Raw genomic sequence first — 23,414 nt, 5'->3', positions numbered from 1 at the left:
TCCGCTACGGGACCCGCTCGGGAACCGGACATTCCCCGGACGTTCCCTGGACGTTCCGGACGTTCCATCGACCCGCCGACGATGCGGCATTACCGGAATAAATATCCGTTAACCGTATGATTCGACCGATGACTGCCGAGATCACACGGACACGCGCCGTCGAGGCGAAGGCGGGCGCGGCCCGCCTTCTGCTCGCCTTCCGGCACGGCAATCAGGCGGCGTTCGACGACTCGCTGCCCGGGTCCATGGCGGCCGAGGAGGCCCGGGACCTCGTCGCCGCGCTCGTCTGGATCGCCAACGAGGCCGTCCGGAAGGCCTACCGGCCCGATGTCGCCGACCGGGTACTGCGGCACCTCGTCAAGCGGGTGCCGGACGAGCCGGGTTGGGTCGAGACGGACGAGGAGGCCGCACCGGATGTCGCAGTACTGCTCGAATCCGTGTGGCGGAAGGACACGGAGAGGGTACGGGAGCTGGTGCGCGCCACGCCCGACACGACCTTCGTGCTGGGCAGGCTGGTGCAAGCGGTCGCGCTGCTGCTGCCGGCGGTCCGGGACGCGGAAGTGTGCCGGGTGCTCAACGAACTGCGCGCAGGAACGTCTCCAGACCTGCCAGGTCGTCCGTGTTGAGGTAGTCCACGCCGGCCGCGAGGAGCTCCCGCCAGAGCGCGTCCCGCGCCGGGCCGGGCGCGTCCGGCGTGGCCCAGAAGCGGACCGTCCGGCCCTCCGCGTGCGCGGTGGCGACGATCCGCCGCAGTGCGGCCCGCTCGCGGCCGGGCATGGGGCCCACCCCCCGCCAGGTGAAGTTCTGCCCCCAGTTGTCGCTGACGAGGGGCGCGAAGGAGGCGGGCGCGCCCCCGAGGTCGGTGAGCCGACCGTCGTAGAAGGCGTGCCGCGTCCGCTCCGCCTCCATGGGGGCGCGGGCGCCGCGGTCACCCGAGACGACGGCGGTCACCGCGGCGCGGCGCACCCGCCTGCCGGACCACTCGGTGAGCATCGGGTGGTACGGGCGCAGGCGGCGCGACAGGGCCCGGTAGGTGGCGTCGCCCGGGGTCTTGATGTCGATGAGCAGCTGGAGGGTCAGGTCGTATCCGCGGTAGACCCGGCCGCGGTTGGCTCTGACGCGGCGCAGCAGGGGGTCGAGATAGAGGGATTCGAGCGTGCGTGCGGGGTCGAGGCCGGAGGCGTCGTGCGCGACGAGGAGCTCGTCCCCGACCAGCCAGATGTCGGCCTCCACGCTGTTGAAGCCGTGGGAGAGGGCGTCGGTGAGCGGGTGGGGGTGCTCGTAGTCGTTGTGCGCGTGGGCGCGGCGCAGCGGCGGCCTGCCGCGCCCGGCGTCCGCCGCCGTGAGCGTGGGCGCGGGCAGGGGCGTGGGAGTGGCGGGGGCGGCGGCCGCGAGGGCCGGGGCGGCGAGGGAGCCGGTGAGCGCGGCTCCGAGGGTGAGGACGGCGGATCGGCGCGTTCGGGTCATGGGGCTGCCTCCCGGTGGCTCGGTGAGCGAATAGGGGCGGGCTGCGCGCGCTGACGCTTGCGAGTATCGGGGCCCACCGGGCCGTTTGACAGAGCTGGGCCGAGAGTTGCGCCGGGCGCCGCCTGAGATTTCCCTGTCGTTCTTTCGGGGCATGGATAAGTCCCTTGCGTCGTGACAGAGTTGACGGGACCTCTGGGGAGACAGTGGGAAGACGTGGACGCCGCGTGCGCGCGGTTCTGACGGTACTGGTGGCATGGGTCTCGCTGGTCGGGGGCGGCACGGCGTGGGCGGGCACGGAGGATTTCTCCCCGCCGGAGCTGGGCGCGCCGTCGGCGCTGGGGCCCGGAGTGACGTATCGGGGGTTCTCGCTGAAGGGATCGAACGGACCGGCGTACGGGCATCTGCTCACGGTCGACCTGCGCGACCGTCGGGTGTCGGTGGACCTGCTGTATCCGGGCGCGGTGGGTGCCCGGGAGCGGCTGTCCCGGATGGCCGCCGACAGCGGCGCGGTCGGCGGGGTGAACGGGGACTTCTTCAACATCGCCGAGGCACAGCACCCCGGAGTGGACGCCACGGGCGCGCCGGTGGGGCCGGCCGTGGCGGGCGGGCACGACCTGAAGGCAGCGGTGCCGGACGGCCAGCGGTTCGGGCCAGCCATGCCGTCGGGCGGCACCACGGAGGACGTCCTGGGCGTGGGCGCGGACCGGACGGCCCGGCTGGACCGGCTCACGCTGCAGGGGTCCGTACGCGCGCGGAACGACGAGTTCCCGCTGAGCGGCTTCAATCAGTACGCGATCCCGGTCGACGGCATCGGGGCGTTCACCCCGGCCTGGGGCGCGGCGTCACGGCAGCGGGCCACCTGTGGCACGGACACCGACCGGGGCGCGCCGTGCAGCGACGACACCCGTGAACTGACCGTGCGCGGGGGCAAGGTGGCGGCCGTGGCGGAGCGGCCCGGCCGGGGCGCCGTCGCACGGGGTTCGGTGGTGCTGCTGGGGCGTGAGGACGGGGCGCGGCAGCTGCGCAAGCTCAAGGTCGGTGACCGGGTGACGGTCGACGAGTACCTGCGGCCCCGGCGTTCGGGGTCGTTGCGCTTCGCGATCGGGGTTTCCCCCTGCTACGCGGAGGCAGGCCGGTCCCGGGGCTGGACGCGGAGACCGCCGCCGTGCGGACCGCCGCCGGCCTTGCGGACCGGGGGCGGCGGCTGTTGCTGCTGGCGCTCGACGGCGGCGCCGCCCACCGTCCCGGGCTGACCCTGCTGGAGCTGGCCCAGGCGCTGAAGGGGCTGGGGGCATCCGACGGCTTCAACCTCGACGGCGGCGGCTCGTCGACGCTCGTCGCCCGGGAGCCGGGAGAGGCCCGGCCGACCGTGCGCAACCATCCGTCGGGCGGCGCCGAACGGCCCGTCCCCAACGGCGTGGGCATTTTTATCCGACCTTGACATCACCTTTCAATCCCATCCTTTTGAGTGATCGCCCCCATCGATTCGCACTGCTAGCTTCGAATGGGGGCGAGCGGGAATTCCCGACGGTTCCGCAATGGGTACTTCCGTAATGGATGGGTGGGCATTCGATTATGACGACGTCAGTGGAGACCGGCGCGGGCACGGATAATCCACCCGGGCGGCTGAGCCTGGGCACCGAGGCCGCCCGTAATCTGGCGACCACGACCAAGTCCGTTCCGCAGATGCAGGGGATCACCTCGCGGTGGCTCCTGCGGCTGCTGCCGTGGGTTCAGCTCTCCGGCGGTACGTACCGGGTGAACCGCCGGCTGACGCACACGCTCGGCGACGGCCGGGTGGAGTTCTTCACGACCGGCGCCGAGGTGCGGGTCATCCCGGCGGAGCTCGGCGAGCTTCCCCTGCTGCGCGGCTTCGAGGACCCCGCGGTCCTGGAGGCGCTGGCCGGGCGGTTCGTCCAGCGGGAGTTCCGCCCCGGTGAGCTGCTGGTCGAGGCCGGGCGTCCGGCGGACGAGGTGGTGCTGCTCGCCCATGGCAAGGCCGAGAAGTTCCACGAGGGCGAGTACGGCGAGCCGGCCGTGCTGGGCGTCCTGGCCGACGGCGGGTACGTCGGCGATCAGGCGCTGGCCGCCGAGCAGCCGGGCGAGTGGGATTTCTCCGTCCGGGCGGTGACGGCCTGTACGGTGCTGACGCTGCCGCGCGGGGAGTTCCAGGAGGCCCTGGACGGCTCCCCCGGCCTCAGCGCGCACGTCGAGGGCTATCGCCGCAGGTCGGCCCTCCCCCACAACGAGCACGGGGAGTCGGCGATCGACGTCGCCTCCGGCCACAGCGGGGAGCCCTCCCTGCCCGGGGTCTTCGCGAACTACGAGACCTCGCCGCGCGAGTACGGGCTGAGCGTCGCCCAGACGGTGCTACGGGTGCACACGCGTGTCGCCGACCTCTACAACGAGCCGATGAACCAGCTCGAACAACAGCTGCGGCTCACCGTCGAGGCCCTGCGCGAACGCCAAGAACACGAAATGATCAACAACCGCGAGTTCGGCCTCCTCCACAACGCCGATCTCAGCCAGCGCATCCACACCCGCAGCGGACCGCCCACCCCCGACGACCTCGACGAGCTGCTGGCGACGGTCTGGAAGGACCCGGGCTTCCTGCTGGCCCACCCGCGCACCATCGCGGCGATCGCCCGCGAGTTCAACCGCCGGGGCGTCTACCCGGACAGCGCGCAGGTGGGCGGGCACTCCCTGCCCGCCTGGCGGGGCGTGCCCATCTACCCCTGCAACAAGATCCCGATCACGGAGACGGGTGTCAGCTCGATTCTGCTGATGCGCACCGGTGAGGAGTCCCAGGGCGTCATCGGCCTCCACCGCACGGGAATTCCCGATGAATACCAGCCGAGCCTTTCGGTGCGCTTCATGGGCATCAGCGAGAAGGCCATCATGTCCTATCTGGTGAGCGTCTATTACTCGGCGGCGGTACTGGTGCCCGACGCCCTCGGAATCCTCGAGAACGTCGAGATCGGGCACTGAGGAATTCCGTCGAAGGCCTCTTCCCGTATGAGCGCGTGAAGAGGATCGTCACCCCGACAGCCGGGCGGGCCCGTCGGTCCGGGCACAGCCGCCGTCCGGCTCTCCGGGGTGCTCCGCACCACGTTTTCACAGCCTGATTCACACAGATGGGTGATCACCAGATATGACCACGTCAGTGGAGCCGGAGAACACCGAGCAGGCCGCTCAGGCACAGCTGAGCCTGGGCACCGGCGCGGCACGCCAGCTCGCGACGACCACCAAGTCCGTCCCCCAGATGCAGGGGATCTCCTCGCGCTGGCTGCTGCGCGTCCTGCCCTGGGTGCAGGTCTCGGCCGGCACCTACCGGGTCAACCGGCGGCTCACCTACACCGTCGGGGACGGCCGGGTGGAGTTCATCTCCACCGGCGCCGACATCCGGGTCATCCCGCCGGAGCTGGGCGAGCTGCCCGTCCTGCGCGGCTTCGAGGACGCCGACGTCCTGGAGGCCCTGGCGGACGCCTTCGTGCAGCGGGAGTACGCCGCGGGCGACGCACTCGTGGAGGCGGGGCAGCCCGCCGACCAGATCTTCCTCATCGCGCACGGCAAGCTCGCCAAGACCGGCACCGGCAAGTACGGGGACGAGATCGCGCTCGGCACCCTCGCCGACGGCGACTACTTCGGTGAGAAGCTGCCCCTGGAGCCCGACGGCACCTGGGCGTTCACCGTCCGGGCCGTGACCCGCTGCGCGGTGCTGACGCTCACCCGGCAGGCGTTCGAGGCGATCGCCGATCGTTCCGACGCGCTGCGCGCGCATGTCGCGGGCTTCGCGTCCCGGCCCGCGCCCCCCGCCAACAAGCGGGGCGAGGCGGACATCGCGGTGACCTCGGGCCACATCGGCGAGCCCGCCATCACCGGCACGTTCGTGGACTACGAGCTCAAGCCGCGCGAGTACGAGCTGAGCGTCGCCCAGACGGTGCTACGGGTGCACACGCGTGTCGCCGACCTCTACAACGAGCCGATGAACCAGCTCGAACAACAGCTGCGGCTCACCGTCGAGGCCCTGCGCGAACGCCAAGAACACGAAATGATCAACAACCGCGAGTTCGGCCTCCTCCACAACGCCGACCTCGGCCAGCGCATCCACACCCGCAGCGGACCGCCCACCCCCGACGACCTCGACGAGCTCCTCTCACGGCGCCGCAAGACCCAGGTCTTCCTGGCGCATCCGCGGACGATCGCCGCCTTCGGGCGCGAGTGCACCAGTCGAGGCCTCTACCCGAAGAACATCGATCTCCTGGGCACCTCCGTGCGCTCCTGGCGCGGTGTCCCCCTGCTGCCCTGCAACAAGATCCCGGTGAGCGACACCGGCACCAGCTCGATCATCGCGATGCGCATGGGCGAGGACAACCAGGGCGTCATCGGGCTCCACCAGACCGGTATTCCGGACGAGTTCCAGCCCAGCCTCAATGTGCGCTTCATGGGCATCAACGAGCAGGCCGTGTCGTCCTACCTGGTGAGCGCCTACTTCTCGGCGGCCGTCCTGGTCCCGGACGCGCTGGGTGTGCTGGAGGACGTGGAGATCGGGCGCTGAGGGGCGCCACCCGGCCGGTCAGGGCCTGACGCCGCCGACGATCTCGGCGGTGGCATTGATCCCGTGCGAGATGGTCGGCGCGACGCTGGTGCTGGCGAGGACGAAGCCCAGCAGAACGCAGACCATCGCGTGCGAGAAGCGCAGTCCCCCGTTGCGCATGAACACCACCGACAGAATCAGAAGCAACAGGACCATGGAAATCGATACGGCCATGATGTACCTCCTCGGTGCGGCAGCGGACGTCCGCCAGTCTTGCTCATCTCACCGCAGGGACCGGTGCGACGGGCATACGCCATCCGGGTGGGAATCACCGATTCGGCCGTGAACCGTGGAACGGATGCGCGAATCGGGGTCGGCTTCCCGCCACGCCCTGTCGTCGATGTCACCGTCCGCGTTCAGCACCGCCTGGTGCAGCCGCTGGAGCCGGAGCCCCGGGCCGAGGCCCAGCTCGGCCACCAGCGCCCTCCGCAGCCGCTGGAACACCTCCAGCGCCTGGGCACGCCGGCCGCCGAGGTAGAGCGCCCGCATGTACTGGCCGTGCAGTCCTTCGTGCAGCGGGTTCTCGACGGTCAGGGCGGCCAGTTCGGCGAGCACCTCCCGGTACATGCCGAGCCGCAGCTCGGCGTCGACCAGGTACTCGAGGGTGACCAGCCGCGACTCCTCGAGCTGCCGGCGCCTGGACTCCAGCACCCGGCCCGCCGGGACGTCCACCAGCGCGGGCCCCCGCCACAGCGACAGGGCGTCGTCGAGATCGTGCACACCGGCGTCGTCGTCGCCCCGCGCCAGCGCCTCCCGGCCGCTCCGCGCCAGCCGCTGGAAGCGGTGGACGTCCAGCGACCCCGCCCCGGCGGTGAGCCGGTAGCCGCCGGCCCTGGTGACCAGGACCTCGCGCGCGACCTCGGCCGTGGACATGCCCGTGGCGGACGAGAACATCTTGCGCAGGTTCAGGATGTACGTCTGCAAGGTGGTCAGCCCGCTCGCCGGCGGATCGTCGTCCCACAGGTCCCGCACGAGCGAGGCGACCGAGACCACCTGCCCCGTGTGCACCATCAGCATCGCCAGCACATTGCGCAGTTTCGGCGCGGTCGGCGCGTCCACCCACTCGTCCGCCCGCTCGTTCGCCCGCTCGTTCGCCCGCACGTACAACGGCCCCAGAACGCCCAGCTCCATCGTTCCCCCGTCTCCCCGTCTCCCCGTCGCCTCGCTCCTCGCCTCAGGGCCGCCAGCCGCCCGGCTCGGGCCACGGCTCGCCGAGCTGGCGGTAGGTCCCCAGGTAGTCGGGCCAGTCGCGGTGGTCACGGATCCTGCCGTCGACGAACCGGAAGAGGTGGATCTGCTCTCCGGAGAACAGCCGCCCCGTCGGGGCCATCCCCACCATGTCGCCGACGTGCCGGCCGTACAGGACGAGCTTCGCGCGCACCCAGTCGCCGCGCTCCTCGATGTCGACCTCCTCCAGCCGCGCGTCCTGGGAGAACGTCCTCTTCACCCACGCGACGTTCAGGGCGAAGAGTTCCGGTCCGCGCAGCGAGGTGAATTCCAAGGTCCCCGGGTTCAGATATTCCGGGTGGATGTAGTCCGCTACGTCGTCGGTCTTCCCGGTGTTGTACGCCTCGATCAGGCGTCGGACACTGTCCAGTCGCGCGCTCATGAACCTCTCCTCGCAGATGGGCTCCAAAGCTTGCCGACCCATTCTCAAGAGGCACCGTGGCGCGGAACAAGGGTCGCCGGGCCACTCACGGGCCTGATTCAACGCCGCGCCAGGCGTAGTCCACTGACGCTCCAACCGGTCTCCATTCCCGCCCGAGATCACGCCCCGACGCTGGGCTCGTCACCGGAGGGCGCCGCGCCGTGCGCGTCGGCGGCACAGACCGATCGGACCGGGAGCGCATCTTGGACACGTCGACCTACAAATCCGAAGTGGCCGCCGCATTCGACCGGGCCGCCGCCGCCTACGACAGGCTGGGGGTGGAGTTCTTCACCCCCATGGGCCACCGGCTCGTCGACCGTCTCGCGCCGCTCCCCGGCGAGCGCGTCCTGGACGTCGGCTGCGGCCGGGGAGCTTGTGTCTTCCCCGCCGCCGAGCGGGTGGGGGCGAACGGGACGGTGGTCGGCATCGACATCGCGCCGGGCATGATCGAGGAGACCACGAAGGAAGCCGCCCGCCAGGGCGTCGGCAACGTCCGGCTGCGCGTGATGGACGGGGAGCGCCCGGACTTCCCCGAGGGCTCGTTCGACGTCGTCACGGGCAGCTACAGCGTCATCTTCTTCCCCGACGCCCCGGCCGCGCTGGCCCGTTACGCACGGCTGCTCGCCGGCCGGGGGCGGATCGGCTTCACCACCCCGGTCTTCACGGACGACACGTTCCCCTTCCTGCCGCCGGTGTTCACCGAGCTGATCCCGCGCGAGCTGCTGCGGAACCTGCCGCCCGAGTGGCGGCCGGAACGGCTGCGGCAGCGCTTCAACAGCTGGCTCGCGGACCCGGCGGACCTGGTCCGGACCCTGGAGGGGTGCGGCTTCCGGGACGTGGTGTGCGAGGACGAGACCGTGCGTCTGGTGGCGGCGTCGGGGACGGCATGGGTGGAGTGGTCGCACACGCAGGGGATGCGGCTGCTCTGGGAGCACCTGGGCCCGGCGGACCGGGAGGCGCTCCGGGAGCGGCTGGTGTCCTCGCTGGACGCGCTGCGCGTGGACGGTGGGCCGTTGACGATCGACACGCCGGTGCGCTACGTGACGGCCGTCGCGGCACGGTAGCCGGGCAGGGACCGGGCGGGGACCGGGTTCTCGTCGCCCCCGCCCCGCCCCACCCCCGCGACCGTAGGGGTCCCGTCGTTCGTCCTCAGACGCCGGACGAGCCGTATCCGCTCGCCGGACCCGACGGTGTGAGGAGGCCGGCGGCCGCCGTCAGTGTCGCCAGATCCCGCTCCGGCGGGCCGGGGCGGGCCGGGAGGAGGGGGACGACCCGGCTGCCGCCCCGGCGGACGGCCGGGTGGCGGCGGGCCAGCCGGGAGAGGCCCTGGCCGGGGCCCGCCTCGACGAGCAGGTGGTCGCCGCCGGCCAGCAGGGCGTCGAGGGCGGGCCAGAACAGGACGGGTGCCACCGGGTGCCGTGCCCAGAAGGAGGCGTCGGTGACGTCCTCGTGGGTCAGCGGGGCCGTGGTGTAGGCGGAGTACACCGCCGTGTGCGGCGCCCGGACCGGTACGGTGGCGATCCGCTCCTCGGCGCCCCGGCAGGCGGGTGCCAGCATCGGGCTGTGGAAGCCGCTGAGCGAGGGCACCCGGCGGCAGGTGAACCCGGCTTCTCTCAGGAGCCGTTCGGTCTTCTCCAGGGGCCCGTTCGGCCCCGCGACGACCGTCTGCCGGGGGGCGTTGACCGCGCCGACGACGACGTCGGTGCTCAGGTACGGATCCAGTTCGGCGGGGGTCGCGGCCACCGCGAGCATGCCGCCGGGCGGTGCGGCGGCCAGCCGCCGCACCCGGTCCAGCACCAGGGCGGCGGCGTCCCGCAGGTCGAATACCCCGGCCAGGACGCCCGCCGCCATCTCGCCGATGCTGTGCCCGAGGAACGCGGCCGGGCGCACGCCCCAGCTCAGGACGAGCCGGCCGAGCGCGTAGTCGACGGCGAACAGCAGCGGCTGCGAACGCGTGACGTGGTCGATCGGCACTGCCGGGCGCTCGGCGAGCCAGTCGGAGCGCAGCCGCTCCCCCTCCTCCCCCATCGCCGTGAACACCTCGTCCATCGCCGCGGCGAACTCCGGCACCCCGGGGTGGAGCCCGGCCGCCATGCGTACGTGCTGGGAGCCCTGTCCCGGCAGCAGCAGGGCGACCGGGAGAGCGCCGCCGCTCACCGGGGGCTCTCCGCCGCCCGCGCGGTCCGGCGCAGCTCCTCGTTGACGAGGGCGACGAACGCGGCGGGCGTACGGATCTCCGCCATCTCCTCCTCCGGGAGCCGGAGGCCGTGTTCGCGCTCCACCCTGCTCGCGGTGGCCATCAGGGCGAGCGAGTCGTAGCCGAGGAGGTCGAAGTCCTGGTCGGCCACGTCCGGGGTGAGGTCGCCCGCCTCGTCCTCGCCCGCGCACTCGCGCATGATCCGGATCAGTTCGTCGATGGTGAAGTCACTCATGGGTTTTCCTCCATGATGGTCGTGAGAGACATCTAGTGAGGGACGTCAGGAACTCGTGCGCCGCACCACCATGGCGCTGTTGAACCCGCCATGACCTCTGGCCACGACGAGGGCGGCCCGGCCGGTGAAGGGGCGGGCGGTGCCGGTGACGAGGTCGACGGCGCAGTCCTCCGCCGGCCGGTCCACGTGCGCTGTCGGCGGGATGACGCCGTCGCGCAGGGCCAGCAGCGCGGCGGTGACGTCGAGAGGGGCCGCGCCCGAGTAGAGCCTGCCGGTCATGGTCTTGGGGACCGTGACCGGTACGCCGTACGGCCCGAAGACCTCGGTGAGTACCGCGGCCTCGGCCCGGTCGAGGGCCGGGCTGCCCGCGCCGTCGGCGAGGACCACATCGATGCCGGAGGCGTCGAGTCCCGCGTCCGCGAGCGCGCCGTCGACGGCCCGGCGCAGGGTGGTGCCGCGCCCGGTGGCGGGGTGCGGGTCGAAGGAGGCTCCGTAGCCGCTGATCTCCCCGTGGACGCGGGCGCCACGCTCGCGGGCCCGCCCGGCGTCCTCGAGCACGAGGATCGCCCCGCCCTCGCCCGGTACGTGGCCGGCCGCGTCCCGGTCGAAGGGCAGGTAGGCGCGGGCGGGGTCGTCGCGGTCGCTGAGGAACCGGGCGGCGAGCTGGGCGGAGAGCCCGTACGGGCACAGGGACGCGTCCATGCCGCCGGTGAGCATCAGCCGGGTGCCGGCGCGGACCCTGCGGCGGGCGTGGGCTATCGCGTCGAGTCCGCCGGCCTGTTCGGTGACGAAGACGCCGGTGGGCCCGCGCAGATCGTGCCGGATGGAGATCTGGCCGGAGTTGACCGCGTAGAACCAGGCGAACGACATGTACGGGCTGACGTGGCGCGGGTCCTTGCCCCACAGGTTCTCCAGCTCCCGCTGGCCGAACTCGAAGCCTCCCGACGCGCCGGCGGTGATCACGCCCCGGTCCAGCGGGTCGAGGTCCGCTTCGGGAGCTCCCGCGTCGGCCAGGGCCCAGTCGGCCCCGGCGATCGCGAACCGGGTGGTGCGGTCGGTCTGGGCGACGAGCCGGCCGGGGACATGGTCGCGGACGACGAAGTCGGTCACCTCGCCCGCCAGCGGGGAGGGGTAACGGCCGGGGTCGAAGCGGGTGATGCGGCCGATGCCGCTCTCGCCCTTCAGCGTCGCCGTCCAGTAGGCGTCCAGGCCGAGGCCGTTGGGCGCGACGACCCCGATCCCGGTCACCACCACTGCCGTGGTCACGTCCGCCGCCCTTCCGGCCCGGTGAGGACCATCGCGCTCTGGAAGCCGCCGAAGCCGCTGCCGACCGTCAGGACGGTGCCGGTCGGCTGGTCCCGGGCCGTCAGCGGCACGTAGTCGAGGTCGAGCTGGGGGTCGGGGTCGCGCAGCCCGGCGGTGGGCGGCACGACCCCGTGCCTGATCACCAGGGCGCTGGCCGCGGCCTCGATGGAACCGACCGCGCCGAGGGAGTGGCCGATGACGGACTTGATGGAGCTCACCGGCACCCGGTGGGCGTGCTCGCCCAGGCTGAGTTTGAAGGCGGCGGTCTCGTGGAGGTCGTTCTGGCGGGTGGCGGTGCCGTGGGCGTTGACGTAGTCCACGTCCGTGGGGTCGAGCCGGGCCTCGTCCAGGGCGGCGGTGATCGCGGCTGCCATCTCCCGCCCGTCGGGGCGCAGTCCGGTCATGTGGTAGGCGTTGCCCCGGCTCGCGAAGCCCGCGATCTCGGCGTAGATCGCGGCGCCGCGGGCGCGGGCCGCCTCGCGCTCCTCCAGGATCAGGACGGCGGCGCCCTCCCCCAGGACGAAGCCGTTGCGGGTGCGGTCGAAGGGGCGGGAGGCGCGCTCGGGGGTGTCGTTGCGGGGTGTCGTCGCCTTGATGGCGTCGAAGCAGGCGACGGTGATGGGCGCGATGGGCGCGTCCGTACCGCCGGCGACCATGACGTCGGCGGTGCCCTCCCGGATGAGCTCGCAGGCGTAGCCGACGGAGTCCAGCCCGGAGGTGCAGCCCGCGGAGACGACGGTGGCGGGCCCTTCGGCGCCGGCGTCCCAGGCCACCTCGGCCGCCATGGAGCTGGGCACGAAGTAGTCGTAGAGGTGGGGCGAGCCCTGGGTGTGGTCGACCAGCCAGTGGCGTCCGCCGTCGCTCAGCGCGACGTACTCCTCCTCCAGTTTTTGTGTGCACCCCACGGCGGAGCCGATGGAGACGCCGACCCGGTGGGCGTTCTCCTCGGTGACGTCCAGGCCGCTGTCGGCGAGCGCCTCGCGGGCCGAGACCAGCGCGAACTGGGCGGCCCGGTCGAGCCGTCGCGCGTCGGCGGGGGCGAGCCCCGCCCGCAGGGGGTCGAAGTCGCACTCGGCGGCCACCCGGGAGCGGAACGGCGAGGGGTCGAACGCGGTGATCGTCCGGGTCGCGGGGACGCCGGAGACGACGCGTTCCCAGAAGGCCTTCGTCCCGATGCCGCCCGGGGCCACCACCCCGATCCCGGTGATCACCACCCGGCGCCCGGTCATGCCGGGTCCCGGTGCGCCGGGCGGTCCGCGACGCGCGTCCTGCGCGTCGCGTAGAGGGCGGGTTCGCTGGTGCTCAGGGCGCGCAGCCCGGCGGCGTGGGGGCGGAAGCCGGGGTGCGCCACGGCCGCCTCGAAGGACTCGGCGTCCTCCCACTCGGCGACGTTGACGTAGTGTCCGGGCCGGCCAACGTGGCGGGCGAGGGTGTGCCGGAGGAAGCCGGGCCGCGTGGCCATGAACTCCGACGTCCGCGCGAAGACCTCCTCGAACTCCTCGGGGGAGGCGTGCACGGTGAACCTGTTGACGAACAGGACGGCGCCGGCCGCACCGGGGTCGTGTTCGGGCATAGTGCTGGACTCCTCGCTTCCGGACGGCCCTTGACAGGGCGTCATGGGCGCGCTCGCGTCCCCAACGTGCGGCCCGTTTCTCGCAAGCGGGTCGAAGACCGGTGGACCGGCCGGCGGGTCCGGGCCGCGCCGTCGCCCGGTCCAGCGCGATTCGAGCGGGCCCTGTCAGCCTCGCAGTCGTCGCACCACCGAGTCGCACCATCGAGCCGCACCGCGGAGGGGAGCGCATGAACCGACCCGACGTGCACGCCCGAGTGCACGAGACCGAGCACACGATCACGGTGGCCGCGCCGGCCGGGACCGTCTTCGGGCTGGTCGAGAACGTGGACGACTGGCCCCAGGTCTTTCCGCCGACCCTCCACGTCGAGTGCCTGGAGCGCGCCGGCGCCGAGGAACGGATCCGCCTCTGGGCGACGGCCAACGGCGAGGCGAAGAGCTGGACGTCCCACCGGACCCTGGACCGCGAGAGGCTGCGCGTCCGGTTCCGTCAGGAGGTCTCGCAGCATCCGGTCGCGTCGATGGGTGGCGAGTGGATCGTCGAGCCGCTGCCGGACGGGCACAGCCGGGTCCGGCTCACCCACGACTTCCGCGCGGTCGGCGACCTGCCGGAGAACGTGGCCTGGATCAGGCGGGCGATCGACCGCAACAGCGGCGCGGAGCTGGCGGCCCTCAAGGCCGCCGCCGAGCGGGCCGGCGCCGACGGGGCGGCCTTCACCTTCGAGGACACGGTGCGGGTGGACGCCCCGGCCGACGACGTCCACGCCTTCCTTCTGGAGGCCCAGCTGTGGCAGGAGCGGCTCCCGCACGTCGCCCGGGTGGTGCTCAAGGAGGACGCCCCGGACGTCCAGCTGCTGGAGATGGACACCCGTACGGCGGACGGCTCGGTGCACACCACCTCGTCCTTCCGGATCTGCCTGCCCGGCCGGCGGATCGTCTACAAGCAGCAGCGCACGCCCGCGCTGATGTCGGTGCACACCGGGCGCTGGGCGGTGGCGGAGGACCCGGCCGGGTCGGTGGTCACCTCCCGCCACACCGTGGTGATCAACACGGCGGCGATCGCCTCCGTCCTGGGCGAGGCGGCGACACCGGAGGACGCCCGGGCGTTCGTCCGGCAGGCGCTCGGGCACAACAGCACGACCACGATGCGGCACGCCAAGGAGTACGCGGAGGGGCGCGCGGGGGACCGTCCGGTGGCGCCGGCGACGTACGCCTCCCTGCAGCGGTTCTACGCGGCGCAGATGCGCCTGCTGGACGACGGCGAGGGACAGGCGTGGGCCGGTACCTTCGCCGAGGACGGCGAGTTCGCCCAGGACGCCGGGCCCGCGCCGCTGCGCGGGCGGGCCGCGATCGCGGCCGCGGCACGGGCGCGCTCGGCGCGGCGCCGGCACTTCACCGGCATGCTCACCGCCCGGCAGTCGCCGGACGGCACGGTGCGCACTCGTTTCTACGCCCTGGTCGTGGACACCGAGGAGGGCTCGGCCCCCGTTCTCCGGCTGAGCGCCTCGTGCCAGGACGCGCTGGTCCCCGACGGGGGCAGCTGGCTGGTGCGTCGCCGGCTGGTGGAGCACGACGGCCGGTGACCGGGCCCGGCCCACGCCAGAAGGTGCCCGGAACCCATGGAACGAAGCGACAGGAGGGGATTGCGTCATGACGGCTCTCGCCGACCCGGCCGTGGACCGCGACCACGCGGAGGTCGAGCACTTCTACGCCCGGCAGATGCGTCTGCTGGACTCCGGGGAGGCCGACGCCTGGGCGGCCACCTTCACCGAGGGGGCGCGCGGGGCGGTCGCCGCCCTGGCCGCCGAGGGTGAGACGCACCGCCACTGGGTCGGCATGCTCGCCGTCCGGCCGCGCGGGGACGGCTCCCTGCTGGCCGAGAGCTATGTGCAGGTGGTGGCCGTCCGCCCGGGCGAGGGGCCCCGGCTGCACCTGATGTGCACCTGCGCCGATGTGTTCGTGCGCCAGGACGGCGAGTTGCTGGTCCGGGAGCGCGTGGTCACCCGGGACGACCGGAGGTAGCGCGTGACCACGGACGGAACACGCGGGGTGATCGTCACCGGCGGTGGCACCGGCATCGGCCGGGCCGTCGCGCGGGCCTTCGCCGCTCTCGGGGACGGCGTCCTCGTGGTGGGCCGGACGCCGGAGACGCTGGCGGAGACCGCGCGCGGGCACGCCACCGTCCGGACACTGGCCACCGACATCACCGCGCCCGACGCTCCCGGACGGATCACCGACGCGGCGCTGTCGGCCTTCGGCCGCCTCGACGTACTGGTCAACAACGCCGCCACGGGTGCCGCCGGCGCCCTGGCCGGCACCGAACCGGAGGCGGTGCGGGCCCAGTTCGAGACCAATCTGCTCGCACCGCTGTTCCTGACGCACCGGGCACTGGACGCCCTGGCGGCCGACGGCGGCGGCACGGTCGTGAACGTCACGTCGTCGGGCTCGCTGGGCCGGCGGGCCTGGCCGCACAACGGCGTGTACGGCGCCGCCAAGGCGGCCCTGGACTTCCTGACCCGGACCTGGGCCGTGGAGCTCGCCCCCCGGGGCATCCGGGTGACCGGCCTCGCCCCGGGCGTCGTCGACACCGGCATCGGCGAGCGCGTGGGCATGACCCGCGAGGACTACGCCGCGTTCCTGAAGGGGATCGCCGAGCGCGTGCCGGCGGGCCGCGTGGGACGGCCGGAGGACATCGCCTGGTGGGTCGTGAGGCTGGCCGACCCGGGCGCGCGGTACGCCACCGGGACCGTGGTCGCGGTCGACGGCGGCCTGTCCCTCACCTGACGCGCACCGCGCGGGCGGTGCGCGCACACCGGTGAAGGACGCGGAGGCCGGTCATCCGGTCAGCCCGTCCCCCGGTCAGCCCGTCATCCGGTCAGCCGGTCCAGCAGGGCGCTCCTCGCTCCGGCGCCCGGCGCCTCCCGTTCGTCCAGCGCCGGGTCCGCGGCGAGGACCGCCTGGTGCAGCCGCCGCAGCCGGGGAGAGGGCTCGAGGCCCAGCTCCTCCACGAGGCGCCTGCGCAGTGCCTGGTAGACGTCGAGGGCCTGCCAGGGGCGGCCCGCCCGGTAGAGGGCCGTCATGCACTGGGCGTGCAGGCCCTCGTGCAGCGGGTGGTGCCCGATCAACTCGACCAGTTCCGACAGCAGTTCCACATGGCGCCCCAGCCTCAGATCGGCCTCCAGGCACCGTTCCAGCACCCCGAGCCGGCTCTCCTCCAGCCGGGCGACCTCGATCCGCAGCACGGGGCCGATACGGACGTCCACCAGGGCGGGTCCCCGCCACAGCGCCAGCGCCTCCCGGAAGCAACCGGACGCCACCTCGTGGCGGGAGGCCTCGGACGCGGCGCGGCCGGCTGCGACCAGCGCCTCGTACCGGGTGACGTCGACGGCGCCGGGGGGCGCCTCCCAGCGGTAGCCGCCGTACTGGGTGACGAGGACGCCCTTCGCGCCGACCGTCGTGTCCGGCCCCATCGCGGTGGTCAGCCGGCGGCGCAGCTGGAGGATGTAGGTGTGGAGGGTGGCGAGGGCGCTGTGCGGTGGCTCGGCGCCCCAGATCTCCTCCATCAGGGTCCGTACCGGCAGGACGCGGTTGGCGTGGATGCCCAGCAGCGCCAGGATCTGGCGTGGCTTGGCGGCGGTGGGAACGACCGACGCGCCCCGCACTTCGGCTGTCAGAGGTCCCAGCAGACTGATCTCCACGGCTTCTCCCCCATGACGATCCCGCGGGGCGCGTGGTCACGCTCGTGCGCCCCCTGCTCTCGAGCCTTCCCGGCGGCTCCCGCCGCGGCCAGTGCCACGGACCCGAACGGGCCGTGAATGCTGCCGTGGGCCCCTGTGAACTCCTCACGCCCGGGGCGTGAGTCCGTCACCGCGCCCGGCGCCGACGACGGGCGATGTCCGCCCGGCGGGGCGCTGTCCCGTCAACGGGTCGCGCGTGCTCCGGGAACGGGAGTGGCCCAAATCTCGTACGCTCGCCATAGGATCGACCACGCGTTCTCACGAGTGCTCTGCGGCGTACGGGGGAATCGATGCGGAATTCCGATGGCCATGACCTTCGGGAGGGCCGGCGCGCGACCCGGTACGGGGAGACCGCCCTGGATCCGCCCGCACTGATCACGGCCGCGGTGCTCGGCGGATTCCTCGCGCTGACCGTCTGCTACGTGATCGCGAGCCGGCCGGAGCCGCCGGTGCTCGGCGCCGCGCTGGCCCTGGTGCCGCTGGTCTTCTGCGTGCAGTTCCTCCACTCCGTGCCCCGGGCGGCGCCCCGCCGGGCACGCCACGGGTACTGGACGCTGGGCTGCCAGGCCCTGTTGACGTATCTGCCGTATCCGGCGTTCGGCGAGGCGTGGCTGCCGATGCCGGGGTTCCTGGCCGGTTCCGCGCTGGTGATCCTGCCCGCCCTGCTCGCGTGGCCGGCGTTCGCGGCGTCGGTCGCCTCGGCCGGCCTCATGGCGTCGCACGGCGGCTGGGACAGCCGCTGGCTGGGCGCGGTGACCAGCGCCACTCTGCTCGTCGGCCTCGTCGTGTTCGGGCTGGCCCGCTTGTCGGGCCTGGTCCGTGAAGTCCACGGGTCGCGGCGGGAGTTCGCCGAGGAGGCGGTCGGCCGGGAGCGGCAGCGGTTCGCCCGTGACCTCCACGACCTGCTGGGCTGCAGCCTGGCCACGATCGCCTACAAGAGCGAGCTGACCCGCCGGCTGCTGCCGGCCAAGAACACCCGGGCCCAGCAGGAGCTCACGGAGATCCTGGAGACCGCGCGGCAGGCCCTGTCGGACGTGCGGGCGGTCTCGCACCGCTACCGCGACCTGTCGCTGTACGCGGAGACCGCCGCGGCCGAGTCCACGCTCAGCGCGGCGGGCGTCCGCGTCACGCTGCGCGTGGCGCACGTCCCCCTGTCGCGGGCGGTGGAGACGGCACTGGCCACGGTGGTCCGCGAGGGCGTCGCCAATATGCTCCGTCACAGCGGTGTGCGCACCTGCGTCATCGAAGTCCGCCGGGACGAGCGGTCGGTGCGGCTGAGCATCGCCAACGACGGCGTGGCCGGGCCGGCGCGGGCCCGCTTCGGCGCGGCCGTCCCGGGCAGCGGCATCGCCAACCTGCGGACGCGGATGGAGGCGCTCCAAGGGCGGCTCGAGACCGAGGTACGGCCCGGGGGCTGGTTCCGCCTGTCGACGTGGGTGCCCCTGGGCGGCGCGTGGGCGGAGCGCCACGACGACACCGGGGTGGCGGATTCGGCGACCGTCGCCTGAGCCCCACCCGCGCCCACCGGCCGGCCGGCCGGCCGTCACAGCCAGCCCGCCTCGCGGGCGATTCGGACGGCGTCCATCCGGTTGCGGGCCCCCAGCTTGATCACGGTGCTGCTGAGGTAGTTGCGCACCGTCCCCGGGGACAGGAAGAGCCGGTTGGCGATCCTCACCGGGTCCTCGCCCTGCGCGGCCAGCCGGAGCACCTCCAGTTCACGGGGGTGAGCGGCTGCGTCGTCTCCTCCAGGGCCGCCAGCGCCAGCTCCGGGTCGATCACTCGCCGGCCGGCCGAGACGTCCCTGATGGCCTGGGCCAGCCGGGCGGGCTCGGTGTCCTTGAGGAGGAACCCCGACACCCGCGCGGCCAGGGCCCGGCGCAGCGTCCCCGGCTGACGGAGCCCGGTGAGCATCAGGATCCGGCAGCCGGGTACCGCCTCGCCCAGCGCGGCGGCGGCCGTGATCCCGTCCACCCCGGGCAGGTCGATGTCGAGCACCGCGACGTCCGGGTTCAGCTCGACGGCCATCGGCACGATCTTGTCGCCCCTGGCGAGCTCGGCGACCACGTTCATATCGGGCTCGAGCGCCATCAGCTCGGCCAGCGCGCGACGGAGGAGCACCATGTCCTCCGCGATCAGAATCCTTATCATCGCCCCCGCCCCCGGATGCCCGGCCCGCGTGTGACCTTGTGGAGGCCCCCGTCGCCGTGTCCGGCCGGGCGGACGGGCGCAACTCGCCCGTACCTGGCCCCCTTTGAGCATCGTAGAGGGGTCGGTGCACCGGGCACCGGTCCGCCTGCGGTGTCGGTGCCGGAATTCCCGGGCCGGTCGCCCCGGGCGGTCCCTCCATCCGGAGTCGAGCACCTCGCGAGGGGGCGTTGCCACCGTCGTAGCGTCCACGGCCCCGACGACGGGAGAGCACGATGGCACGGACGGCACGACGGGTCGCGTTCGTCACCGGCGCGTCCAGCGGGATCGGCCTCGCGGTCGCCGGGCTGCTGGCGGAGCGGGGGACGGCGGTGTTCGGGGTGGCGCGGGGCGCCGAGGGCGTGGCCGCCCTGCTCAAGGACCTGCGTGCGACGGGGCTGGAGGCCGACGGGACGGTCTGCGACGTCAGCTCCCCGGAACAGGTGCGGAACGCGGTGCGCACCGCCGTGGAGCGCTACGGGCGCGTCGACATCCTGGTCAACAACGCGGGCCGGGGCGGCGGCGGGGAGACCGCCGAACTTGAGGACGGCCTCTGGCTGGACGTGATCGACACCAACCTCAACGGCGTCTTCTACGTCACCCGGGAGGTGCTCAGGTCCGGCGGGATGCGGGACGCCGGCTGGGGGCGGATCGTCAACATCGCCTCCACCGGTGGGAAGCAAGGCGTGGAACTGGCCGCTCCGTATTCCGCGGCCAAGGCCGGGGTCATCGGCTTCACCAAGGCCGTCGGCAAGGAGCTCGCCAAGACGGGGATCACCGTGAACGCCGTCTGCCCCGGCTATGTGGAGACCCCCATGGCGCAGCGGGTGCGTCAGGGCTACGCCGCGCACTACGGGGTGAGCGAGCAGAGCATCCAGGAGCGGTTCGAGGCGAAGATCCCGCTCGGCCGCTACGCGACCCCCGAGGAGGTCGCGGGCCTGGTCGGCTATCTCGTCACGGACCCGGCCGCCTCGATCACCGCGCAGGCGCTCAACGTCTGCGGCGGACTCGGCACCTACTGACGACGCCCCCACGGAGGGATTCCGACGGGCAGACGACGCAGAGGATGCCTAGGCTGACGGAATGAGCCGCACAGTCCGGGACCGGTCCGCCGCCACCGTGCGGGAGTCGGGGGCGCCGGGGGCGCGCTCGACGCGGGAGGGCGCGGGGGCGCCGAACGGGTGACCGCGTGGCAGCGCCTCCTCCACCGGGTGCCCAACGGCTTCGCGCTCTTCTTCGGCCTGCTCGGCGTCTTCTGCGCGCTGACCGCCCTGATCCCGCCGCTGCGCCGCGCGGTGCGGCCGGTGACCCGCGCCCTGGACCTGCTGACGATCCCGACCGCCGCCAACCTCGCCTACGCCGTCTTCCTGCTGCTGCTCGCCGCCGCGACCGCCGCCCGCAAGCGGGTCACGCTCTGGTTCGTGCTGGCCTACCTGGCGCTGCTGGTCTTCACCGACGCGGTGCTGCTGGCCGTGGGCTACTGGGACATGATCCCCTCGCTGGCGCTCAGCCTCGCCGCGATGACGCTGCTGGTCCTGGCCCGGCGGGAGTTCTACGCGGCGTCCCGGCGCGGCGCGTTCCTGCGCGCCCTGCTGGTGCTGGCGGCGGGGCTGGCGGTGGCGATTCTGCTGGGCTGGGGGCTGGTGTCGCTGTTCCCGGGCACGCTGGAGCGCGGCGGCGGCAACCGGCTGCTGTTCGTGGCCAACAAGGTGTGCGGCGGTCTGGTCAGCGGGCGGCACTTCGCCGGGCACCCGCCGCACTGGCTGTTCTTCCTCCTCGGCCTGCTCGGCGCGCTGGCCCTGCTGAACGCGGCGATGACGCTCTTCCGCTCGCAGCGCCTGGAAGCGGCCCTCCACGGCGACGAGGAGCCGCGCATCCGCGCCCTCCTCGGCCGCTACGGCGGCCGGGACTCCCTCGGCTACTTCGCGACCCGCCGCGACAAGGCCGTCGTCTTCTCCCCCAGCGGCAAGGCCGCCGTCACCTACCGGGTGGAGGCCGGGGTCTGCCTGGCCTCCGGCGACCCGCTGGGTGACCCGGAGGCGTGGGACCCCGCGATCGCGGCCTGGCTGGAGGTCGCGGGCCGCTACGGCTGGCAGCCGGCGGTGATGGGCGCCGGCGAGGAGGGCGCCAGGGCCTACGCCCGCGCGGGGCTCGGCGCGCTCCAACTGGGTGACGAGGCCATCCTCCAGGTGGCCACCTTCGACCTGGAGGGCCGGGAGATGCGGGTGACCCGGCAGGCCGTCCACCGGGTGGAGCGCACGGGCGCGACCGTGCGCGTACGGCGTCACTCGGCGCTCTCCGACGAGGAGATGGGCGAGGTCATCGGGCGCGCCGACGCCTGGCGGGACACCGAGACCGAGCGCGGCTTCTCGATGGCGCTGGGCCGGCTGGGCGACCCCGCCGACGGGGACTGCCTGCTCGTCGAGGCGTTCGACAGCGAGGGCACGATGATCGCGCTGCTGTCGTTCGTGCCCTGGGGGTCCGACGGGATCTCGCTGGACGTGATGCGCCGGGACCGGGCGGCACCCAACGGGGTCATGGAGTTCATGATCAGCCGCTTGTGCGCCCAGGCCGGGCGCTTCGGCGTCAAGCACATCTCCCTGAACTTCGCCGTCTTCCGCTCCGCGTTCGAGGAGGGCGCGCGCATCGGCGCGGGCCCGGTACTGCGGCTGTGGCGCAGGCTCCTGTTGTTCTTCTCCAAGTGGTGGCAGTTGGAGGCGCTCTACCGCTCAAACGTGAAATACAACCCGGAATGGCGCCCCCGCTTCCTCTGCTACGCCGACGCCGGCGCCCTGGCCCGGATCGGGCTCGCCGCGGGCATCGCGGAGGGCTTCGTCGCGGTGCCGAGCCTGGGGAAGCTGTGGCGCCGGGGACGGGCCCGGGGCATCGCCAGCCCCGCCTCCACGGCCGGCCTCCCCTCCCTGTCCGAGCTGGGCTTCGCCCCCGGCGAGGGGGCCGGGGCGGCGGAGGCGGACGAGTTCGCGGGCCTGCCGGAGCAGGTCCGGGTAAGGCGGCACAAGCTGGACCGGCTGCGGGAGGCCGGCGTCGACCCGTACCCCGCCGACGCCCGCCGCACCCACACCCTGGCCGCGATCCGCGCCGCCCACCCCGGCCTGCCCCCGGCCTCCCGCACCGGCGAACGGGTGACCGTCGCCGGGCGCGTCCTGCTCGTCCGCGACCACGGCGGCGTCGCCTTCGCCGTCCTCCGCGACTGGTCCGGCGACCTCCAGCTGACCTTCACCCGGGACGGCTCCGGCGAGGAGCTGCTGCGCCGCTTCACCCACCACGTCGACCTCGGCGACCACCTGGAGGCCGAGGGCGAGGTGGGCACCACCGACCGGGGCGAGCTGACCGTCTTCGTCACCCGGGCCCGGCTCATCGCCAAGTGCCTGCGGCCCCTGCCCGACAAACGGCGCGGCCTCGCCGACCCCGAGGCCCGGGTCCGGATGCGCTACGTGGACCTCGCGATCAGCCCGGCGGCCCGGCGGACCGTACGGGCGCGCAGCGCGGCCGTCCAGGCGCTGCGCCAGGGCCTGCTCGACCGGGGCTTCCTGGAGGTCGAGACCCCGATGCTCCAGCAGGTCCACGGCGGCGCCAACGCCCGCCCCTTCACCACCCACATCAACGCCTACGACCTCGACCTGTACCTGCGCATCGCCCCCGAGCTGTACCTCAAACGGCTGTGCGTCGGCGGCATGGAGAAGGTCTTCGAACTGGGCCGGACCTTCCGCAACGAGGGCGTCTCGTACAAGCACAACCCCGAGTTCACGATGCTGGAGGCGTACCAGGCGTTCGCCGACTACGACGTGATGCTCGACCTGACCCGCGAGCTCGTCCAGGAGGCCGCGACGGCCGCCCACGGTTCCCCGGTGGCGGTACGGCCGGATGAGCACGGCAGGCCCGTCCGGCACGACATCTCGGGCCCGTGGCCCGTGAAGACCGTCTACGGCGCGCTCTCCGAGGCCCTGGGCCATGAGGTCGGCGCGGACACGTCCGTCGCGGCCCTGCGCGCCCACTGCGCCGCGGCGGGTGTGCCGCACCGGCCGGAGTGCGGACGCGGCGACCTCGTACTGGAGCTCTACGAGCGGCTCGTCGAGGAGCGCACCACGCTCCCGGTCTTCTACAAGGACTTCCCCACCGACGTCTCCCCTCTGACCCGCCCCCACCGCGCGGACGCCCGCCTCGCCGAGCGCTGGGACCTCGTCGCCTTCGGCACCGAACTGGGCACCGCGTACTCCGAGCTCATCGACCCCGTGGAGCAGCGCCGCCGGCTGACGGCGCAGTCCCTGCTGGCGGCGGGGGGCGACGCGGAGGCCATGGAGCTGGACGAGGACTTCCTGCGAGCGCTGGAGTACGCGATGCCGCCCACCGGGGGGTTGGGGATCGGGGTGGACCGGCTGGTGATGTTCCTGACGGGGTTGTCGATCCGGGAGACGCTGCCGTTTCCGCTGGTGCGGCACCGCTAGCGCTCGGC

At 73.2% G+C, this 23,414-nt stretch carries 20 protein-coding genes and 2 pseudogenes; 11 read left to right on the top strand and 11 right to left on the bottom strand.

Annotated features, from left to right (window positions below; all coding sequences use genetic code 11):
* Positions 1–128: 128 nt before the first annotated feature.
* Positions 129–626: a hypothetical protein gene (locus EKH77_RS28225; protein ID WP_126917078.1), complete on the top strand. Its 498-nt coding sequence runs from the start codon at positions 129–131 to the stop codon at positions 624–626.
* On the opposite strand, the gene EKH77_RS28220 is transcribed toward EKH77_RS28225, so the two are convergent.
* A complete protein-coding gene (locus EKH77_RS28220) occupies positions 574–1,467 on the bottom strand; it encodes a phosphatidylinositol-specific phospholipase C/glycerophosphodiester phosphodiesterase family protein (RefSeq protein WP_126917077.1) in 894 nt (297 codons plus the stop codon). The two genes, EKH77_RS28225 and EKH77_RS28220, sit on opposite strands and share 53 nt — an antisense overlap.
* Positions 1,468–1,691: 224 nt before the next feature.
* Here EKH77_RS28220 and EKH77_RS28215 point away from each other — a divergent pair.
* The 3 genes and pseudogenes from EKH77_RS28215 (at position 1,692) to EKH77_RS28205 (ending at position 6,025) form a co-directional block, all read left to right on the top strand.
* Positions 1,692–2,908: pseudogene (locus tag EKH77_RS28215) on the top strand (phosphodiester glycosidase family protein).
* A 134-nt stretch (positions 2,909–3,042) separates the two neighbouring features.
* Entirely contained in the window at positions 3,043–4,455 is a 1,413-nt protein-coding gene (locus tag EKH77_RS28210) for a family 2B encapsulin nanocompartment shell protein (RefSeq protein ID WP_126917076.1), read from the top strand.
* A 163-nt stretch (positions 4,456–4,618) separates the two neighbouring features.
* Positions 4,619–6,025: a family 2B encapsulin nanocompartment shell protein gene (locus EKH77_RS28205; protein ID WP_126917075.1), complete on the top strand. Its 1,407-nt coding sequence runs from the start codon at positions 4,619–4,621 to the stop codon at positions 6,023–6,025.
* Between the two features lie 18 nt (positions 6,026–6,043).
* On the opposite strand, the gene EKH77_RS28200 is transcribed toward EKH77_RS28205, so the two are convergent.
* From EKH77_RS28200 to EKH77_RS28190, 3 genes are read right to left on the bottom strand one after another with little or no spacing between them, the layout of a single operon-like run.
* Positions 6,044–6,238 (bottom strand): hypothetical protein, encoded by a 195-nt coding sequence (locus EKH77_RS28200; RefSeq protein ID WP_126917074.1) that lies wholly within the window; start codon positions 6,236–6,238, stop codon positions 6,044–6,046.
* Positions 6,239–6,286: 48 nt separating this feature from the next.
* Positions 6,287–7,195 (bottom strand): AfsR/SARP family transcriptional regulator, encoded by a 909-nt coding sequence (locus EKH77_RS28195; protein ID WP_164737889.1) that lies wholly within the window; start codon positions 7,193–7,195, stop codon positions 6,287–6,289.
* A 43-nt stretch (positions 7,196–7,238) separates the two neighbouring features.
* Positions 7,239–7,673 carry an ester cyclase gene (locus EKH77_RS28190; RefSeq protein ID WP_126917073.1) on the bottom strand — a complete coding sequence of 145 codons (435 nt, stop codon included), beginning with the start codon at positions 7,671–7,673 and terminating at the stop codon, positions 7,239–7,241.
* Positions 7,674–7,915: 242 nt separating this feature from the next.
* On the opposite strand from EKH77_RS28190, the gene EKH77_RS28185 reads away from it, so the two are divergent.
* Complete coding sequence (locus EKH77_RS28185; RefSeq protein WP_126917072.1) at positions 7,916–8,776, top strand: class I SAM-dependent methyltransferase; 861 nt, start codon at positions 7,916–7,918, stop codon at positions 8,774–8,776.
* A gap of 85 nt (positions 8,777–8,861) precedes the next feature.
* Here EKH77_RS28185 and EKH77_RS28180 read toward each other — a convergent pair whose 3' ends face one another.
* From EKH77_RS28180 to EKH77_RS28160, 5 genes are read right to left on the bottom strand one after another with little or no spacing between them, the layout of a single operon-like run.
* Positions 8,862–9,869 carry an acyltransferase domain-containing protein gene (locus EKH77_RS28180; RefSeq protein WP_240667577.1) on the bottom strand — a complete coding sequence of 336 codons (1,008 nt, stop codon included), beginning with the start codon at positions 9,867–9,869 and terminating at the stop codon, positions 8,862–8,864.
* Positions 9,866–10,144, bottom strand: a complete 279-nt coding sequence (locus EKH77_RS28175; RefSeq protein ID WP_126917071.1) for an acyl carrier protein — start codon at positions 10,142–10,144, stop codon at positions 9,866–9,868. The genes EKH77_RS28180 and EKH77_RS28175 overlap by 4 nt, the downstream gene beginning before the upstream one ends.
* A 45-nt stretch (positions 10,145–10,189) precedes the next feature.
* Positions 10,190–11,410, bottom strand: coding sequence for a ketosynthase chain-length factor (locus tag EKH77_RS28170; protein ID WP_126917070.1), 1,221 nt, complete (start codon positions 11,408–11,410; stop codon positions 10,190–10,192).
* On the bottom strand, positions 11,407–12,678 hold the full coding sequence (locus tag EKH77_RS28165) for a beta-ketoacyl-[acyl-carrier-protein] synthase family protein (RefSeq protein ID WP_126917069.1): 1,272 nt from the start codon (positions 12,676–12,678) through the stop codon (positions 11,407–11,409). The genes EKH77_RS28170 and EKH77_RS28165 overlap by 4 nt, the downstream gene beginning before the upstream one ends.
* The gene (locus tag EKH77_RS28160; protein WP_126917068.1) at positions 12,675–13,022 is read right to left on the bottom strand and encodes an antibiotic biosynthesis monooxygenase family protein; all 348 of its coding nucleotides are present in this window, start codon (positions 13,020–13,022) and stop codon (positions 12,675–12,677) included. The genes EKH77_RS28165 and EKH77_RS28160 overlap by 4 nt, the downstream gene beginning before the upstream one ends.
* A gap of 227 nt (positions 13,023–13,249) precedes the next feature.
* Here EKH77_RS28160 and EKH77_RS28155 point away from each other — a divergent pair, with 227 nt between their 5' ends.
* From EKH77_RS28155 to EKH77_RS28145, 3 genes are all read left to right on the top strand, one after another.
* Positions 13,250–14,602 carry an SRPBCC family protein gene (locus EKH77_RS28155; RefSeq protein WP_126917067.1) on the top strand — a complete coding sequence of 451 codons (1,353 nt, stop codon included), beginning with the start codon at positions 13,250–13,252 and terminating at the stop codon, positions 14,600–14,602.
* A gap of 67 nt (positions 14,603–14,669) precedes the next feature.
* Positions 14,670–15,041, top strand: coding sequence for a nuclear transport factor 2 family protein (locus tag EKH77_RS28150; protein WP_126917066.1), 372 nt, complete (start codon positions 14,670–14,672; stop codon positions 15,039–15,041).
* 3 nt (positions 15,042–15,044) lie between these two features.
* Positions 15,045–15,803, top strand: coding sequence for an SDR family NAD(P)-dependent oxidoreductase (locus EKH77_RS28145; protein WP_240667576.1), 759 nt, complete (start codon positions 15,045–15,047; stop codon positions 15,801–15,803).
* A gap of 83 nt (positions 15,804–15,886) precedes the next feature.
* Here the strand turns inward: EKH77_RS28145 and EKH77_RS28140 are convergent, their stop codons facing one another.
* The gene (locus tag EKH77_RS28140) at positions 15,887–16,717 is read right to left on the bottom strand and encodes an AfsR/SARP family transcriptional regulator (protein WP_126917065.1); all 831 of its coding nucleotides are present in this window, start codon (positions 16,715–16,717) and stop codon (positions 15,887–15,889) included.
* Between the two features lie 329 nt (positions 16,718–17,046).
* Here EKH77_RS28140 and EKH77_RS28135 point away from each other — a divergent pair, with 329 nt between their 5' ends.
* Entirely contained in the window at positions 17,047–18,264 is a 1,218-nt protein-coding gene (locus EKH77_RS28135; protein ID WP_126917064.1) for a histidine kinase, read from the top strand.
* A 35-nt stretch (positions 18,265–18,299) separates the two neighbouring features.
* Here EKH77_RS28135 and EKH77_RS28130 read toward each other — a convergent pair.
* A pseudogene (locus tag EKH77_RS28130) lies at positions 18,300–18,904 on the bottom strand (response regulator).
* Positions 18,905–19,176: 272 nt separating this feature from the next.
* Between EKH77_RS28130 and EKH77_RS28125 the strand changes: the two are divergent.
* Both EKH77_RS28125 and lysX read left to right on the top strand, forming a co-directional pair.
* On the top strand, positions 19,177–19,962 hold the full coding sequence (locus EKH77_RS28125) for an SDR family NAD(P)-dependent oxidoreductase (RefSeq protein WP_126917063.1): 786 nt from the start codon (positions 19,177–19,179) through the stop codon (positions 19,960–19,962).
* Positions 19,963–20,121: 159 nt separating this feature from the next.
* On the top strand, positions 20,122–23,406 hold the full coding sequence (lysX, locus tag EKH77_RS28120) for a bifunctional lysylphosphatidylglycerol synthetase/lysine--tRNA ligase LysX (RefSeq protein ID WP_126917062.1): 3,285 nt from the start codon (positions 20,122–20,124) through the stop codon (positions 23,404–23,406).
* The last annotated feature ends 8 nt before the right edge of the window (positions 23,407–23,414 follow it).

This window comes from Streptomyces luteoverticillatus (genome assembly GCF_003970715.1).
GTDB classification, from domain to species: domain Bacteria; phylum Actinomycetota; class Actinomycetes; order Streptomycetales; family Streptomycetaceae; genus Streptomyces; species Streptomyces abikoensis.
Note: the sequence above shows the minus strand (reverse complement) of the source record. Positions and strands in the feature narration are given on the sequence as shown.